The 16,292-nt window shown below is 34.8% G+C and carries 17 protein-coding genes; 4 read left to right on the forward strand and 13 right to left on the reverse strand.

Translation table 11 applies throughout. The features are described from left to right. Positions 1-199: 199 nt before the first annotated feature. Positions 200-1,543, reverse strand: a complete 1,344-nt coding sequence (locus tag NX902_RS20470; RefSeq protein ID WP_341160955.1) for a UDP-glucose dehydrogenase family protein — start codon at positions 1,541-1,543, stop codon at positions 200-202. Positions 1,544-1,730: 187 nt separating this feature from the next. On the opposite strand from NX902_RS20470, the gene NX902_RS20475 reads away from it, so the two are divergent. Beyond that, on the forward strand, positions 1,731-2,057 hold the full coding sequence (locus NX902_RS20475; protein ID WP_341123227.1) for a hypothetical protein: 327 nt from the start codon (positions 1,731-1,733) through the stop codon (positions 2,055-2,057). 215 nt (positions 2,058-2,272) lie between these two features. Here NX902_RS20475 and NX902_RS20480 read toward each other — a convergent pair whose 3' ends face one another. The 6 genes from NX902_RS20480 to NX902_RS20505 all read right to left on the reverse strand — a co-directional run bounded on the left by NX902_RS20480 (position 2,273) and on the right by NX902_RS20505 (position 6,171). Further along, positions 2,273-3,124, reverse strand: a complete 852-nt coding sequence (locus NX902_RS20480; protein WP_095329868.1) for an HAD family hydrolase — start codon at positions 3,122-3,124, stop codon at positions 2,273-2,275. A 266-nt stretch (positions 3,125-3,390) separates the two neighbouring features. Beyond that, positions 3,391-3,543: a hypothetical protein gene (locus NX902_RS20485; protein WP_204259867.1), complete on the reverse strand. Its 153-nt coding sequence runs from the start codon at positions 3,541-3,543 to the stop codon at positions 3,391-3,393. A 272-nt stretch (positions 3,544-3,815) separates the two neighbouring features. Then, on the reverse strand, positions 3,816-4,391 hold the full coding sequence (locus NX902_RS20490; protein ID WP_095329861.1) for a hypothetical protein: 576 nt from the start codon (positions 4,389-4,391) through the stop codon (positions 3,816-3,818). A gap of 292 nt (positions 4,392-4,683) precedes the next feature. Then, complete coding sequence (locus NX902_RS20495) at positions 4,684-4,863, reverse strand: hypothetical protein (protein ID WP_095329860.1); 180 nt, start codon at positions 4,861-4,863, stop codon at positions 4,684-4,686. 183 nt (positions 4,864-5,046) lie between these two features. Beyond that, positions 5,047-5,622 (reverse strand): GNAT family N-acetyltransferase, encoded by a 576-nt coding sequence (locus NX902_RS20500; RefSeq protein WP_095329859.1) that lies wholly within the window; start codon positions 5,620-5,622, stop codon positions 5,047-5,049. Positions 5,623-5,652: 30 nt separating this feature from the next. Continuing rightward, entirely contained in the window at positions 5,653-6,171 is a 519-nt protein-coding gene (locus NX902_RS20505) for a VanZ family protein (protein WP_095329858.1), read from the reverse strand. 257 nt (positions 6,172-6,428) lie between these two features. Here NX902_RS20505 and pepF point away from each other — a divergent pair, with 257 nt between their 5' ends. Continuing rightward, positions 6,429-8,237, forward strand: coding sequence for an oligoendopeptidase F (gene pepF, locus NX902_RS20510; RefSeq protein ID WP_341160956.1), 1,809 nt, complete (start codon positions 6,429-6,431; stop codon positions 8,235-8,237). 102 nt (positions 8,238-8,339) lie between these two features. Here pepF and bglA read toward each other — a convergent pair whose 3' ends face one another. Further along, positions 8,340-9,779 (reverse strand): 6-phospho-beta-glucosidase BglA, encoded by a 1,440-nt coding sequence (gene bglA, locus NX902_RS20515; protein WP_095329856.1) that lies wholly within the window; start codon positions 9,777-9,779, stop codon positions 8,340-8,342. A gap of 193 nt (positions 9,780-9,972) precedes the next feature. On the opposite strand from bglA, the gene NX902_RS20520 reads away from it, so the two are divergent. Further along, a complete protein-coding gene (locus NX902_RS20520) occupies positions 9,973-10,683 on the forward strand; it encodes a GntR family transcriptional regulator (RefSeq protein ID WP_123258294.1) in 711 nt (236 codons plus the stop codon). A gap of 124 nt (positions 10,684-10,807) precedes the next feature. Beyond that, a complete protein-coding gene (locus tag NX902_RS20525; RefSeq protein ID WP_123258295.1) occupies positions 10,808-11,404 on the forward strand; it encodes a hypothetical protein in 597 nt (198 codons plus the stop codon). Between the two features lie 215 nt (positions 11,405-11,619). Here the strand turns inward: NX902_RS20525 and NX902_RS20530 are convergent, their stop codons facing one another. From NX902_RS20530 to NX902_RS20550, 5 genes are all read right to left on the reverse strand, one after another. Continuing rightward, the gene (locus tag NX902_RS20530; RefSeq protein WP_341123229.1) at positions 11,620-13,305 is read right to left on the reverse strand and encodes a methyl-accepting chemotaxis protein; all 1,686 of its coding nucleotides are present in this window, start codon (positions 13,303-13,305) and stop codon (positions 11,620-11,622) included. 169 nt (positions 13,306-13,474) lie between these two features. Continuing rightward, entirely contained in the window at positions 13,475-14,272 is a 798-nt protein-coding gene (locus NX902_RS20535) for a DUF4097 family beta strand repeat-containing protein (RefSeq protein ID WP_341123230.1), read from the reverse strand. Then, a complete protein-coding gene (locus NX902_RS20540; RefSeq protein WP_095329851.1) occupies positions 14,265-14,825 on the reverse strand; it encodes an HAAS signaling domain-containing protein in 561 nt (186 codons plus the stop codon). The genes NX902_RS20535 and NX902_RS20540 overlap by 8 nt, the downstream gene beginning before the upstream one ends. Continuing rightward, the gene (locus tag NX902_RS20545; protein ID WP_095329850.1) at positions 14,818-15,141 is read right to left on the reverse strand and encodes a PadR family transcriptional regulator; all 324 of its coding nucleotides are present in this window, start codon (positions 15,139-15,141) and stop codon (positions 14,818-14,820) included. The genes NX902_RS20540 and NX902_RS20545 overlap by 8 nt, the downstream gene beginning before the upstream one ends. Before the next feature lie 247 nt (positions 15,142-15,388). Continuing rightward, on the reverse strand, positions 15,389-16,288 hold the full coding sequence (locus NX902_RS20550; protein ID WP_341160957.1) for a ketose-bisphosphate aldolase: 900 nt from the start codon (positions 16,286-16,288) through the stop codon (positions 15,389-15,391). Positions 16,289-16,292 lie beyond the last annotated feature (4 nt).

Consider the following 16,292-nt stretch of genomic DNA (forward strand, 5'->3'; position numbering starts at 1 on the left):
TTATTATCTAACAATAGGCGCTTTAGTCAATGCCAAAAAATAGTTTGGGGCGGAGATGGGGTTATCAAGCTGTTTGAATTCGTCACACTCCCTGTCCTAAATCATTTACATGCGTGCTTATTCTTTATACAACAAACAAAACCCTATTTAGAAAAGAAGGGTTTTGTTTGTTGTTCTATTTCTCTTATTCCTCACACCGTTATCTTCCTGCTGCTCTTCTAATTGGTTCAAGCTCTATCATTCTAACCTCTGGTCGGCCAATGGAGAAATAATTAATGCCTGCCTTACTTGCTTCCTCTAGTGAAAAGCAATTTCTACCATCAAATAAAAATGGTACGTTCATTTTTTCTTTAAAAATTGTTAAATCGATTGCTTTAATTTCAGCCCATTCTGTGTAAATAAAGCAAATATCTGCTCCTTCTAGTGCTTTCTCTGGTGTTTGTTCATAGACTACCTCTGTAGGAAAGAGCTTTTTAAAGTTTTCTCCTCCTACTGGATCATAAACATGTACTTTTGCTCCTTCGTTTAATAATAAGCGGACATTGGGAATAGAAGGAGCTTCGCGCAAATCATCTGTGCCAGGCTTAAAGGTAAGTCCTAATACTGCTACTTTCAGTCCATTGAAAGAGGAAAATTCAATCCGCGCCTTCGAAATCAGCTTAAATTTTTGCTTCTCATTGACCTCAATAGCAGCCTTTACTGTTCGTAAAACATAGCCTTCTTCTTCTGCAAGCCAATGCAGGGCTTTCGTATCTTTTGGAAAACAAGAACCACCATACCCAATGCCTGGATTTAAAAATTTTTTCCCAATTCGCTCATCGTAACTCATTCCGCTTTTTACATCCTCAATATTCGCACCAACTGATTCACATAAGTTAGCAATGTCATTGATAAAAGAGATCTTTAAAGCTAGAAAATCATTCGATGCATATTTTACCATTTCTGCACTGCGACGATTCATCGTTAAAATTGGCTGCTGAAAAGGTTCATAAATAAAAGTTAAAATCTTCTTAGCCTTTTCGCTTTCTACCCCGATGACAATTCGTGAAGCATGCAGTGTATCTTTAATGGCACTTCCTTGGGCAAGAAATTCTGGATTAGAGGCAACCTCTATCGAAACTTTATGTTTTAAGTGATTTTTTATGTATGTTTCAACACGGTCATTCGTCCCGATGGGAACGGTAGATTTAATGACAATTAAACAATCACGCCTTACACTTTCGGCAATTTGCTTTGCTACTTGAAAAACATAGTTTAAGTTAGCAGACCCATCTTCATTTTCGGGCGTCCCAACCCCTATGAAAATAACATCTGATTGCGCATAGGCTTTGTTATAGTCAGTTGTAAAAGTTAATTTTCCGGCCTGTGAATTTTTTTCTATAAGTGTATCTAGCTCGGGTTCATAAATAGGCGAAATTCCTAGATTCAGAAGAACAATTTTCTCTTGCTCTTGATCTACACAAGTTACCTTGTGACCAACCTCTGCTAAACAAACTCCTGTCACTAAACCAACATATCCTGTACCTGCCACTGTGATATTCATTTTGACAAAACTCCTTATGTAAAAGATTACAAATTCGGAAGATTTAAATAGTAATATAGTTAGTATAATGGTTGATTATTTCATCTCTATTTAATCTTTTTATATTTTTGGTAAAGGAATGTAAATTTTCTAACTAATTTATAAGGAGAAAATAGGAAATTTATGCTAAACTATAGCTAAAATAGCAATGGAGGAAGGATCAGTGGTCATTATCTTACTATTTATATCTTTGTTGTTTTCTGCAGTCCTCTCTATTTTTACACTCACAAAAACACAGAAGAAATGGGTGGCACTATTCGTTGCGTTCTGTGGGAATAGCGTTGTGTTAGCAGGTTTAACATGGATTATATATATTTCTAATGAAGAAGTGAGATTATTTGGTTTTGGTCATTCGCCTCTATCCTTGCTGCCACTTTTCATTCCTGTTATTACATGGATTAACTACTTCATTCTTGAGCTAATTAAAAAGTTTTCCAACTGGTCTGACTCATCTTGGATGGATTCAAATAAATAGCTGACTTTTATTAAAATTGTAATCGAAGTATTTTAAGAAGAAAGAAAGCCAGCTTTTTAAAAGCTGGCTTTCTTTCTTCTTCTGTTTTATCACTTTGCTTTTTATTCCGTTTGTTTCCTTTACTATTATCCTCACTAATACTAGACTGATGTCCCTTAAGGAAGTTTTGATTTTTACTTACAATAACAAAGAATAAGTATGGTGAACCGTATCTGTTATTTGAATCGAGATGTTAAGAAATGACAAACGCCATCTTCATCACAGCTTAACTCTGTTACTTCTGCTGCTAATTCTTTAATATGGTCTGGAGCATTTTGCATAGCAACCGGCATGGAAACAAATTGAAGCATTTGGATATCGTTATCACTATCCCCAATTCCCATAGTCTCCTCTGCGGAAAGATTAAATCTTTCTAACATCTCTTTAATCCCAGTTGCTTTATTTACGTTGGCAACCATTACTTCCACATTATGCGCGGACGAAGTAGATGCTGTAAAATCGATTTCTTTTCTTAAATCTTCTAACACCTGTTTCCATTGATTAATATGTTCTTTTGTTCGAGCAAAAAAATAGAACTTGGAAAACTCTTTTCCTTCAACCGTGTTCTTCCAAGCAATCTTTCTACTGATTGCTTCTTTTCGAGAAAGCCACTCATTAATACCTACGCTTTCTGGTTTCGGGTCTCTGATCTCTTGTATAACATACTCTTTATCCTGACTTAATGTCATTCGAGAGTCCCCATATGGAAATAACTCATAATATACTTTATTCTCTCTTGCCTTTTTAATAATGGTATCCACTAATTCTAAAGGTAGAGTATGCTGAAAAATAGGTTCCTTTCCTATGTAACCAGCCATGCCGTTAGAAGAAACATATCCATCCACTTCAAATCCTTCTGGCACGACGGATTCAATTTCATCAAAAGATCTCCCTGTAGCTATGAATACGAATAGACCATCCTTGCGTAGATCATCAATAATCTCTTTTGTCTTCACGCTTACCTGATTCTGATGATTTAAAATAGTACCATCCATATCTAGAAAAATAGCCTTTGGCTTTTGTAACAAAATAATTCCCCCTTTAACATTCTTCATTGGCAAGTATACACCTCGTTGCGTTTTCCCTCAAATGCATTGTTTACAATTAGTTTGTTTTCTTGGAATGTGAGGAGGGGTTAGCTGTTAACTCTCTTTTGGTAGCTCTTCGGTGATATTTGGCTTTCATCTTGTTTATGAACGCCACTTTTTTCACTTCTCCTTTCCATTTTGGCTTTCATCTTGTTTATGAACGCCACTTTTTTCACTTCTCCTTTCCGTTTTGGCTTTCATCTTGCTTATGAACGCCACTTTCTTTCGCTTCTCCTTTCCGTTTTGGCTTTCATCTTGTTTATGAACGCCACTTTCTTTCGCTTCTCCCCTCCGTTTTGGCTTTCATCTTGTTTATGAACGCCACTTTTTTCACTTCTCCTTTCCATTTTGGCTTTCATCTTGCTTATGAACGCCACTTTTTTCGCTTCTCCTTTCCGTTTTGGCTTTCATCTTGTTTATGAACGCCACTTTTTTCACTTCTCCTTTCCGTTTTGGCTTTCATCTTGTTTATGAACGCCACTTTCTTTCGCTTCTCCTTTCCGTTTCATTTTTAATCATAGTTTTCCATAGCGCATTTCTTGCTACTCTCTCGATTTTTCCACTTTCCTATCTTCTTCTGGACATGCAAAAAACTAGCATGTGCCTTATAAATACATGCTAGTAATAAACATTATTGCTGCTCGTCTTTCTTGAGGATTCTAAATTTCAACAATAACCTAGTAAACCAATATGCTACAAATACAATAAATAAATCCAAAAGGAATAAATGAATAACGTGAATTCCTCTATGAAACGTTACCAAGCCCATTGATTTTTCAATATTAGCGCATATAAAAGTATATACAGCACTCAATAGCACGGTTAGAATATAAAAGTTTTTCTTGCGATTCGTTGCATATTGATACACTAGCATAAACCCTACTGGCAGAAAGGAACCTGTAATATTTAATGCATTAGGAAGCATCGGTGTAAGAAAGTAAGTATGTGTTAAGTAATTAGTTCTACTAAGTGCTAGGTCTATGTATGCCCAAAGTAGATGGACAGTATAGCCAAAGAATAATATTTCAAATAATCTCCTTCTGTCTACCATAAAATATAATATGATTAATGGTACTAATAAAGATAGAAGAATGATCCAAAACTGCCATGTAGCAAAATCTGAATATTTATCCCAATAGGAAGAATATAAAGAATGCAATTGTCCATTTATTTCATTAATTTTATCCCAATATTCCTTGTAGTTCATTTTATTCATCTCCTTCTAAAAAAATTTCCATTATTGAAGGTAGAGGTATGTTTAAGGATCTCCAATAATCGAAGTTAGAGACCTATTTTTTGTCCACACATCATCATGAGTTATTTCTCTACTTTAAATAGTTTGTACAATTTATTGGTAATTACTCATAAAAAAATGGAAAAAGCTCTTTCAATTTTCCACACCTTGAAATGATTCTAAGAAGAGTGGATGCAGAACTACCTATTATTTCATAGAAAAAAGGCCAAGTGCATTTTCCACTTGACCTTGTTATATATGTGCTCTATAATTCTGCTTTCAGCTTTTTTATATAGGAAGGAATTAGATTTTCTCGGCTGCAATTGTTGCAATAGAATTGTTTTACCATGTCATCACATAAGTACGTTTTTAGCACAAACGCTGGAATACGTTGAGGCAATCCACAATGCTGGCAGAAAAATACGTATCCAACCTCTTTCTTCATGGACCTCACTCCATTCATTCATTTTCCACACTTACTTGATTCTGATGATGCTGTACTTCTATACAATTTGCCCTTTTATTCCTGTTTTCTTCTATTATACTATTAAAATATAGGTAAAGCATGAGTACTAAAACTTAATTTTCTTTCTAATTTCACCTAACGTAATCTTCCATTACACTGATTTTATTTATTAATATTTCCAGCACTTGTTTTGTTTCCGTTTAAAAATGCTTCCCATTCTTCTTTTAATAATCCCATCCGTATGGAGTCATAATATACGCCGTTATAGTAGCGGCACTTTCTCATGCGTCCTTCCATTGTCATGCCCAGCTTTTCTCCTACCTTTATCATTCGCTCATTCCCTGACCATGTTGTATATCCCACTCGAACTAATGGCAAGGTCTTAAATAAATGGTCGATCCATAGCTTCAATACCCGCGTTCCATATCCACCACTCCAGTAGTTTGGATTATAGATAACAATTCCCATCTCTAACCATTTGGACGGTTCATGTTCCCAGTAGTAGCCAACTGTTCCTATTAATTCTTCCCCGACAATAATTGCCCAGTAATCATCTCTTTCTAAGAAGCGCTCTTTTTGAGTTTTTAAGAATCCTTCATAACTTAATGCTTTATGTGCATAATACGGAGCATCCCATTTTTTCCATTCAGGATTTTCTTCTTTAAATGCCAGTGTCCAAAGCTGATAAAGATCCTCCTCTTTAATCGGTCTTACTGTCAATTCTTTATCTTGGTACAATCGCTTCACCTCTCCTGTCTTTGGGAATCCCTAAAACCTTCCCTTCGTTTTCCTCTTTTTAAAAAATATAGTACCAATAAAACCAATGACTAATCCTAATATAACGCCAGTTCCGTCGATAATGATGGCGTCTTGCCAATGGCCTGTTCTTCCAGGGACAAAGCTTTGGTGCCACTCATCTGTTAATGCATAAGCAATAGAAAGAGCTCCACTTAGTAGATAAACCCATGGTCGTTTGATTTTCGTTTGCATCAGGGTGAGAAATAGCAGCAAAGTTAAGAGACAATAACCAATTACATGCCCTGCTTTCCGAAATAAAAATTCGATAAAACCATATGGGTCAGAATCCGAAGATATAATTTGACCATCGTACTCAAATGTAATAGAGGGAAATGGAATATTTGTCAGGTCTATCTTATCTCGTAAAAATGGCTTAATATCCTGTTCTTCATACGGCATATGGGAGAACATAAAAATGATAACCATGGAGACAATGCAGATAAAAAATAATAAATAAAATCTTTTTTTTCGTGAAAACTTTAAGGGCAATTTCTTTTCATTCCTTTTTGTTTATTCCAATTTCAGCACTCATTCTTTTACCTTATAATGTAAAATTTGGCGAAATGGTGAGTTTTAACCATTATACAATTATTTATCATAAGAAGCGTAGTTTTTTATCTTTATCTTCTACAAATTATCATTAAAAAATATAATAAACAAAATATTCCTATAGTTCAATTTTTTATTGTATAATCAAACTAATCGTTTCGAAAAACGAAATAAATAGGTGGCAGAGGAGAATGTTTATGAATAAAGAAATAGAAAAAACACTTTATCGTTCCGAAGTTCCTTTCGAACAAACCTGGGATTTGCGCGATTTATTCGAAAGCGAAGCAGATTGGAAAAGGGAAGTAGAAGCGATTGAAGAAGATATTCCTACTGTGACACAATTTAAAGGGAAGCTTCACCAAAACGCTAAAATCTTGCTAGATTGTCTAAAAGCTCGAGATGCATTGGATGAAAGATTAGTGAGCGTTCTCACTTATGCAAACCTTAAGCAATCTGCAGACGGATCTAATCCTTCCAATCAAGAGAACGATGCAATTGTTTCTTCCCTCTATGCAAAAGTAAGCTCAAGCCTTTCTTTTATTAATTCAGAGATTCTTACGCTTGCAAACGATAAAATAAATACATACCTGAACGAGGAAGAAGAACTACAGCTTTTTTCCAAAACACTAACGGACTTAATGGATTTGAAGCCACATATGTTAACACCTGAAGCAGAGGAAGTATTAGCAGCATTTGGTGAAATCCAGCGTTCTCCTTATATGATTTATCAAAGAAGTAAAACATCAGATATGGAGTTTTCCTCCTTTATAACAAGTGACGGGACAGAATATCCTTTGACATTTAATTCTTTCGAAAAGTACGAAGAATCGGCAAATAAAGAAGTAAGAAGAAAAGCATATGAAGCCTTTTCGGCTAGTCTTAACCGTTATAAAAATACATATGCGGCTACCTATGGAACCGAAGTTAAAAAACAAATAATAGAATCTCGTTTACGAAACTATGAATCTGTAACAGACATGCTTTTACAAGAACAACAAGTCACAAAAGAAATGTACCATAACCAATTGGATACCATTCTTACAGAATTGGCTCCTCATATGCGCAGATTCGCCAAATTAAAAGAGCGTGTATTAGGTTTAGAAAAAATCCATTATTGTGATTTAAAGGCTCCGCTCGACACATCCTATGATCCTAAAATTACATACGAGGAAGCTTCCAAGCTTATCTTAGAAGCGCTTAATATTATGGGACCAGAATATATGGAAATAATGGAAAAAGGCTTAAATGACCGCTGGGTAGACTTAGCAGATAACTATGGAAAACGATCAGGCGCCTTCTGCTCCAGCCCGAATGGAGTACATCCATACATTTTAATGACATGGCATAACTCAATGCGTAATACGTTTACCTTAGCACATGAACTTGGACATGCTGGACATTTTGCTCTTGCTGGCAAAAATCAAATTATTTCAAATACCCGTCCATCTCGATACTTTATTGAAGCTCCATCCACCATGAACGAAATGCTTTTGAGCAAGTATATTATGAAACAATCTTCTAACAATCAAATTAGAAGATGGGTAATTCTCCAATCACTAGGAACGTATTATCATAATTTTGTTACCCATATTTTAGAAGGGGCACTCCAAAGAAAAATTTATGAATTAGCAGAACAAGGAACTCCGATTACAGCTAAAGTATTATGTGAACAAAATATCGATGTCTTAAAATCATTCTGGGGAGACAGTGTGGAAATAGATGAAGCAGCAGGCCTAACATGGATGCGCCAACCCCATTATTATATGGGTCTTTACCCATATACGTACTCCGCTGGGCTTACAGCTTCAACTGCCGTATCAGCAATGATTGAGGAAGAAGGACAGCCTGCTGTTGAGAGCTGGTTAAAAGTTTTAAAAGCCGGCGGCACTTTAAAACCATTCGATTTAATGAAACTAGCAAATGTGGATATGTCTACCCCTGAGCCAATCCGAAAAGCGGTTGCCTATGTTGGAAGCTTAATAGATGAATTAGAAGCAAGCTATTAATAGAAAAATACAAAACTGTTTCTCGTAAACTATTTAACTTCATTAAAAATAAAGTTTACTATACACTGAAAGGAAGAGGAAAATATCCCCTTCCTTTTTCTATTACAGTTTTTCCCCGTTTGACTTAATCACTTCTTGATACCAATAAAAGGAGGCTTTTTTCGAACGGCTCATGGTTCCTTTCCCTTGATTATCTCGATCTACATAAATCATTCCATAGCGTTTTTTCATTTCTCCTGTTGTAAAGGAAACAATATCAATAATTCCCCATGGTGTATATCCAATTAAATCTACTCCATCATACATTACCGCTTTCTCCAATGCTTCAATATGCGCCTTTAAGTAGGCAATTCTTTCCTTGTCATGAATAGAGCCATCAGCTTCGACAGTATCAATAGCGCCAAACCCATTTTCTACAATAAATAAAGGTATTTGATAGCGGTCATATAGACGATTTAACACATAGCGCAGACCTGTCGGATCAATGGACCAGCCCCAATCACTTGCTTTGATATACGGATTTTCAACTGCATTTGGTAAGGCGCCATTAACAATATCGCCTGTATTATTATTTTTCACATCACTCTTTACGGTAGTGGACATATAGTAGCTAAATCCTAAATAATCAACTGTCCCATTATGTAAAATCTCAGCATCCTCTGGCTCCATTGTAATTGAATAGCCTTCTCGTTCAAATTCCTTTAAGGCATAACTAGGGTAATATCCACGAACTTGCACATCTGGGAAGAAATATCTTTGTCTCATTTCTTCTTCCGCTAGCATCACATCTTCTGGATTAGAAGAAAATGGATAGATAGGAATATGGGAAACCATTGCTCCAATTTGGAAATCAGGATTTATTTTTTTACCAATAGACACAGCTAATGCACTTGCAACTAGCTCATGATGAGCAGTTTGATACATCACTTCTTTCGCATTTTCTCCTTCTTTGACGGTTACTCCAGAATTTGTCCACAAAAAGAGCGGATTAGAAACATCCATTTGATTGTTGATTTCATTAAAAGTCATCCAGTATTTTACTTTATCTTTATATCGATGGAAGCATGCTTCGGCAAAGCGTACAAAACAATCAACTACTTTTCTATTTCTAAAACCGCCATATTCTCTTGCTAGATGTAACGGCATTTCAAAATGGGATAAGGTAATAACTGGCTGTATTCCGTATTTAAGTAATTCATCAAATACTTGGTCATAGAAGCGCAGTCCTTCTTCATTCGGTTCTAATTCATCCCCTTTTGGAAAAATTCTGCTCCAGCCAATGGAAGTTCGTAAACACTTTAGCCCCATTTCAGCAAACAAGGCAATATCCTCTTTGTAACGATGGTAAAAATCAATTGCTTCATGATTTGGATAAAATTGCTCTTCTTCAATCAAGTCTGTTATTTTCCTAGGTACTCCATGAGCACCTGCTGTCATAACATCTACTACACTCGGACCTTTACCGCCTTGATTCCAGCCACCTTCAAATTGATGTGCAGCTAATGCTCCACCCCATAAAAAATCTTTCGGCATTTTGCTCATTTTTGTTCCTCCTTTTTAATGCTATTAAATTATCTTTTCTTTTTATTTTTTTGGATTACACTTATATTATAATTGTATCGGTATAATTTGATAAATACAATATAATATTTTTATACCCAATTAATCTAAATGAGTTTTTTTCCTATATATGCTATAATCCAGCTATAACGTTTAAGATAATCGAGGTATATATATGTTAAAATACCAGCAAATCGCAGAAGAAATAGAAAAATATATTGAAGAGCATGGCTTAAAGCAAGGCAGTAAGCTGCCAGTTATTGAGACATTAATGAAGCAATTCGAGGTTAGTAAAAGTACGATTACGAAAACGCTGGAGCTTCTTGAAAAAAGGGGAATCATTTTTCAAGTAAGAGGCAGTGGAATTTTTGTAAGAAGACAGAATCGAAAAGGCTATATCAGCTTGCTTTCCAATCAAGGATTTAAAAAAGATTTAGAGGATTATTCTCTAACCTCCAAAATAATCAAATTAGAGATAAGAAAACCGACTGAGGAAATTGCCCTAAATTTAAATATAGAGCTTCATGAAGATGTTTATTATGTCAAAAGAATTCGCTATATTAACGGCCAAACTCTTTGTTTAGAGGAATCTTGGTATAATAAGGCCTTCATTACGTATTTAAATAAAGAAATCGTAGCAGAATCTATTTTTCATTACATAACAGAAGGCTTAGGGCTAAAAGTAGGCTTTTCAGATGTGTATTTACATGTTGGGAAGTTAACGGCAGAAGAAGCTGCTTATTTGGGATTAGAAAAAGATGATCCTAAATTATTGGTAGAAAGCATCTTTCATCTAACTAATGGTCAGCCTTTTGACTTTTCGAAGGTTACCTATAATTACGAGCAATCCCAATTCTTTATCCAGGCGAATAGTCATTTCTTTTAACGGAGGTAACACATAGCTAATCAGGAAAAGTTTCCTAAATCTGAAAAAATATATAATTATTGAAACATTCCTATATTTCCTTTCGTATAACAGGTAGTACATAATTGAAAGGTTGGAATAGTTAATGTTAATGGAATTGAAGGATGCTTTTCTTTTCTTAATGGACATCTTTAAAGGAAAACTCCCATTACATGATTTATATTTATTAGTATTCATTATAGTTGTGACATCAATTGCTGAAACCATTCAGGAAAAGAGAAAACAGTCAAGCAGGAGTAAAAACACCATTTTTATATATTTGAAATGGATACCTATCTCATTTTTGGCTAGTTCTATTTATCTAACAAGTTTTTATTTTATCACCAATCTATTTACAAAATTCTTATTTACAGCAGAATTGTTCCATCAAGAACAAAACGTTCGCTCGATTGCGATAATGTCTTTGGCTATGACAAGTATCGTTTCGCTAATTATTGCTATTTGGAAGTTATATTCTTTTTTCACTGTAAAAAAAGCCCTATTAACTTTGATAAGTAATTCACTGTTAATAGCCATGGGTGTATACTTTATTAATATGTTTTGGTATGAAGCTATCATAATGCCGATATGGTGTTATGGAATAATAGGGTTGGTTAATACAATCTTTATAAGCTTTTTACTTTTAAAAGAGAGAGAAAACTTGCAAAGCAATTCATCTCCTATTAACGCAGTAGATCAATAGATGAAGCAACTTGGTGCTCGCCCACTGGAAAGTTTATTGCAGTCTTGCGGATAATTACCACTTATACCAAATAAAAAACGAACAATTATACAATATACATGTATAATTGTTCGCCCTATTTAGAGCCCACGGGTCCTTGCCTCTTAATTTCTCGATCTTTTTTAAATTGGATCTAGAAAATCTCACATAGTTTCTCTTTTTTTTTACATTCTTTCTTAGATTTTAAATCGGTGCACTAATTCCTGAAGCTCCTCTGCCATTTTGGATAATGCCATGCTTGAGCTTGTTATTTCTTGGAATGAGGCAGTTTGTTCTTCTGTTGCTGCTGCAACACTTTCAGTTCTTTCCAATGTCTCACGAGAAGTTTGGGCTATTTCTTCCACTGAATCTTGCACCTCTTGTACTTCTGCCGTGATTTCTTGCGTTGTTTCTGCCATCTTTTTAATATGGTCTGCGATGGATTCAACTCGATTTAGGATTTCCTTGATATGTTCATTTGTAGTATCAGATAATTTCGTACCACCATCTACATTTTCTTTTACAAAAGACATATTTTTTTCTGTCGTACTAGAATGATCATGAATAGAGCTTATCAGATCGTGTATTTGATTTACAGAAGTACCTGTCATTTCGGACAGCTTTCTAACTTCTTCTGCTACAATGGCAAATCCTTTTCCATGTTCACCTGCTCTTGCTGCTTCAATGGATGCATTCAATGCTAGCAGATTAGTTTGATTAGATATATCTTGAATACTTGCAAGTACCTCATTAATTTCATTTGTACTTAAAACAAGTGATTTCAATCCGTCTCCTGCTAAATCAACAGATGCATGAATGGCCTCCATCTGCATTTGCATTTCAGTCAATGCCAATTCTCCTTCTTTTGCTTTTTCTTTAATTAGCAGGGATTCATTTGCAACTTCGTTGGCAGTATGGGCCATATGCTTAATATTTTTCAAGGAATTATTAACTTCTATTAAACTATTTTGGGTAAGTGAATCTTGCTTATTTCCATTCTCTGCAATGGTTTGAACAGCATCCGCCACTTGCTCTACCGCTACAGTCGATTGTTCCATACTGGAAGCTAATTCATCGGAAGCTTGTGCAACATTTTTAGACGTCTGCCCTACACTTTTTATCATTATTTGAAGAGAATCAACGAAGGCGTTAAACGAATGTGCTAATTGGCCAAATTCGTTTTTCCCATTCACATTTACTCGCTGTGTTAAGTCCCCTTCTCCAGAAGCAATACTTTGAAGTTGATTATTAATTTTATTTAATGGTCGTAAAATAGACTTTAATAACAGAAAACCTAATACAATGCTCAATAGTGCTGCCATGGTGATAATTACGATTAATACCGTTTTTGTTATTTTATTATTTTTTTGATTTTGTTCTTCTATCTGAATAACATCTTGATTAATATGTTCCACTAATTCATTGACTGCTGGATCTAAAACTTCTTTCCTTAATGTCCGTAAATCCCCAAAATGGAGTTTTTTTGCAGCAGATGGATCTTCGGCATAAGCACCAGGCACTTTGTCACTTGTGGCTAAGTATGTTTGTAGACTGGATTGAAACGTTTGGATATCTTCTTTATACTCATAATAATTAGATAAAGTCTCCATTGTTTTCAAAGTATCATGAATGTCTGATTCTTTCTCATTGATTCCGTCACTATATTCTTTATTTCCAGTAAGAAGAAAGGCACGCTCGTCATTAGAAATTCCGGCAATACGATATTGCAAATGAGTAACAAGACGCTGAATTTCTTTTGCCTCTGTCAGTTCTTTACTATTTGCAATTAGCGACTGCAGACTCATATTGCTAAATCCGCCAATCCCCAACAAAGAAATAATTAAAATGAAGAAAATGATTGCCAATTGATATTTTATTTTCATTCTATCCCCCTGAATGTTTCTAGCTTTTTTCTTTTGTCCATTTCCTTTCTATATATCGGAGGTTTTTATTTTTTATATAGTTTGTATGCGATACCAAATTTTCTTTTCTCAAGAAAATTTATATTTATATCTGCAGATAAAAAAAGACAGCTTCAGAAAGCTGCCTTTTTTAATTTTCCACTCTAATTTTCCCATTATTTGTTTTCAGCTTTACTTTATTTTCCCCGTTTCCAATCACGGTACTTCCTTTGTATTTATCTAAAATATTGATGCTGCCATCATCAACTTGAACATCGAATGTGACATTTGTTGGTTCCTTATCTGTTACAATTTCGATACTTCCATCATCTGTTTCCAGTTGTATCGCCTGATCCAATGTGGCGGTTTTCATTGAAATTCTCCCATTATTCGTTTCTCCTTTCACGCTTCCGCTTACATGATCCAGCGATATTCTGCCATCGTCAGAGTTTACTTCTACACTTTTGGATTGAATATTTTGCAGATGAATGCGACCATTATTACTTTCTGCCTGTACTTGCTCAACCATTAGGTCCGCTAAATCAATCTTTCCATTATCATTATTTATGCGAAGAGATTTATATTCCTTCACAGGTACAAGAATTTTTAATGTAAGTGATTCATCTATAAAATTCATCTGAAAAAAGCTAATTTGTTTTTCATTCCAATTTACAACAAGTTTTTTCCCAACTACCTTGGCAGTAAAACTTCCCTTCGTTTCAGAGGAACCTTTTCCTTGCAACACAACCTTTGTTTCCTTTTCTGCTGTGGGAATAATTTCAATCCCTGCATTATTGGAATCTACTTCAATTCCAGTTATATTATTTTCTTTAAATATTTTCTCTTCATGAATATCTAGACTGTTATCGCGGAATGTTAGGAATGCCCCTATGCCGCCAATTAGAACAAGAACAAGTCCAATGACCATTAATTTTTTTAGACTAATCATGCTTTTGGCCTCCCTTCACTAATTTTGCATTAAATTTCAAATAATTGATGAAGCCTTTTGAAGAAATTCTTGTAATGTAATACATGGCAATTACAAGAAAAATTCCTAATCCCACTAGCAAAATAGTCATAAATAATTTAAAAAACGCAAAACTACCTGGATGAAAAACACTGTCAACAAGAACAAGTAGTGGGGAGAGTATAAAAGACACACCAACTATCCACCCAGATAGAATAAGGGCTGCTATGGTAACAAACGGTCCAAGTACAATAACCAAATTAAAGAATCCTAAACCAATAACTGCCCATACTGCTCGTAGAATATTTCCCGTTGTTCTGTTTTTCTCCACCTTTTCAAGGTGATAGGAAGCTATTAATTCTTTGGTAATTTGCTGAGGAGATCCTAAAGACTTGGCTATTTCTTCCTCCGTTTTTCCATCTTCTTTGCCTATAAAAAAATGTTCTTCATAATCATGGATGATATCTTTTCGTTCCTCTTGCGGAAGCTTTTTTAATCCAGCTTGGAGCTGTTTTAAAAATTGCTCTTTAGTCATTATTTACACCTTCTTTTATTAATTGATTGACACCATTAGAAAATTCATTCCATTCCGTAATAAGTTCATTAAGATAGGTTCTTCCTTTATCGGTTAACTTGTAGTATTTACGCGAAGGACCTTCTGTTGACTCTTGTAAATAAGTTGTAAAATATTCTTCTTTTGTTAATCTTCTTAAGAGGGGATAAACAGAGCCCTCTGAAATTTCAATTTGATTGGATATCTTCTGAACGAGTTCATAGCCATAGCGGTCCTTTTTATCTAAAAGAACAAGTACACATAACTCTAAGACACCCTTTTTAAACTGTACATTCATCTTTTTCACCTACCTTTATTCATCATCCAGTACCTTATAATAAACAGTACTATAATAAAAATAATACCTATTTCCATTAATATACCATTTAGTATTGTTCATTGCAAGGTACTGATTAAAAAATATATTTAGATTTCTCTTAAAGTCGATTAAAAATACACAGAAATCTATATCTGCACCATTTTAATGAGGACAAAAAAATAATCGCTTATAAAAAAGAGAGGATTATCTCCCCTCTTCCTACTGCTTATAACCATTCTCTACGCCATGCCGTCACATTTTCTTCTCTGTAAATTTCAGCTTTTCCAATGGATTGAAATAAATTCATTTTATATTTTACTATTTCTTTAGCTACCTCAATGCAGGCTGGATATATTGCGTTAGGATCCCAAAGCTCTGTTTCAGCTAAAATCTCACGGCATTTTTTATAAAATGCGTACTTATAATCTGATGAGATATTCACTTTTTGAATACCAATCTGAACAGCCTCTGCAATTTCTTCATCTGGATTAGCTGAGCCGCCATGCAATACAAGAGGAATGTCGACCGTTTCTTTAATTTCTTTTAAAATATCCATTCTCAACTTTGGCTCCATATCTTTAGGATAAATACCGTGACAAGTACCGATTGCAATCGCCAGTGTATCTACCCCTGTTTTCTCTACAAATTCTTGGGCGTCTTCAGGTCTCGTATAAATTACCTCCGATACCCCGCCCTCTACTGAGGTACCTGTATTTCCAATTGTTCCTAATTCTCCTTCCACTGATACTCCCAGTGAATGGCTCACTTCTACTATTTGTTTCGTTAACTGAATATTTTCTTCTAAAGAAAGCAAGGAGCCATCAATCATGACGGAACTAAAGCCTACATGAATCGCCCGCATAATATCAGCCATATTTCCGCCATGATCTAAATGCAGAACAAATGGGACATGGCTATTTTTAATTCTTGTTAATACATAAGAGAAAAAATCATCTTTGACAAAATCTAATTCAGTTGGATGTACTGCAATTATCGCAGGAGAATTATTGCTTTCTGCCTCTTCAACTACTACTCTCAAAAAATTACTATCTGCTACATTGAATGCTCCAACGGCAAATTGATGTTTTTGTGCTACTTCTAATAACTGCTTCATATTTAATAACATAATA

This window comes from Niallia sp. FSL W8-0954 (assembly GCF_038005605.1).
Classification (GTDB): domain Bacteria; phylum Bacillota; class Bacilli; order Bacillales; family Cytobacillaceae; genus Niallia; species Niallia circulans_A.

What these genes read in the sequence shown, in the direction of transcription:
- NX902_RS20545 (WP_095329850.1), bottom strand. Translation starts at nt 15,141, where the DNA reads ATGAATGTACAGTTTAAAAAGGGTGTCTTAGAGTTATGTGTACTTGTT.
- NX902_RS20490 (WP_095329861.1), bottom strand. Translation starts at nt 4,391, where the DNA reads ATGAACTACAAGGAATATTGGGATAAAATTAATGAAATAAATGGACAA.
- NX902_RS20550 (WP_341160957.1), bottom strand. Translation starts at nt 16,288, where the DNA reads ATGTTATTAAATATGAAGCAGTTATTAGAAGTAGCACAAAAACATCAA.
- NX902_RS20470 (WP_341160955.1), bottom strand. Translation starts at nt 1,543, where the DNA reads ATGAATATCACAGTGGCAGGTACAGGATATGTTGGTTTAGTGACAGGA.
- NX902_RS20525 (WP_123258295.1), top strand. Translation starts at nt 10,808, where the DNA reads ATGTTAATGGAATTGAAGGATGCTTTTCTTTTCTTAATGGACATCTTT.
- NX902_RS20520 (WP_123258294.1), top strand. Translation starts at nt 9,973, where the DNA reads ATGTTAAAATACCAGCAAATCGCAGAAGAAATAGAAAAATATATTGAA.
- pepF (WP_341160956.1), top strand. Translation starts at nt 6,429, where the DNA reads ATGAATAAAGAAATAGAAAAAACACTTTATCGTTCCGAAGTTCCTTTC.
- NX902_RS20495 (WP_095329860.1), bottom strand. Translation starts at nt 4,863, where the DNA reads ATGAAGAAAGAGGTTGGATACGTATTTTTCTGCCAGCATTGTGGATTG.
- NX902_RS20535 (WP_341123230.1), bottom strand. Translation starts at nt 14,272, where the DNA reads ATGATTAGTCTAAAAAAATTAATGGTCATTGGACTTGTTCTTGTTCTA.
- NX902_RS20530 (WP_341123229.1), bottom strand. Translation starts at nt 13,305, where the DNA reads ATGAAAATAAAATATCAATTGGCAATCATTTTCTTCATTTTAATTATT.
- bglA (WP_095329856.1), bottom strand. Translation starts at nt 9,779, where the DNA reads ATGAGCAAAATGCCGAAAGATTTTTTATGGGGTGGAGCATTAGCTGCA.
- NX902_RS20540 (WP_095329851.1), bottom strand. Translation starts at nt 14,825, where the DNA reads ATGACTAAAGAGCAATTTTTAAAACAGCTCCAAGCTGGATTAAAAAAG.
- NX902_RS20485 (WP_204259867.1), bottom strand. Translation starts at nt 3,543, where the DNA reads ATGAAAGCCAAAATGGAAAGGAGAAGTGAAAAAAGTGGCGTTCATAAA.
- NX902_RS20475 (WP_341123227.1), top strand. Translation starts at nt 1,731, where the DNA reads ATGGAGGAAGGATCAGTGGTCATTATCTTACTATTTATATCTTTGTTG.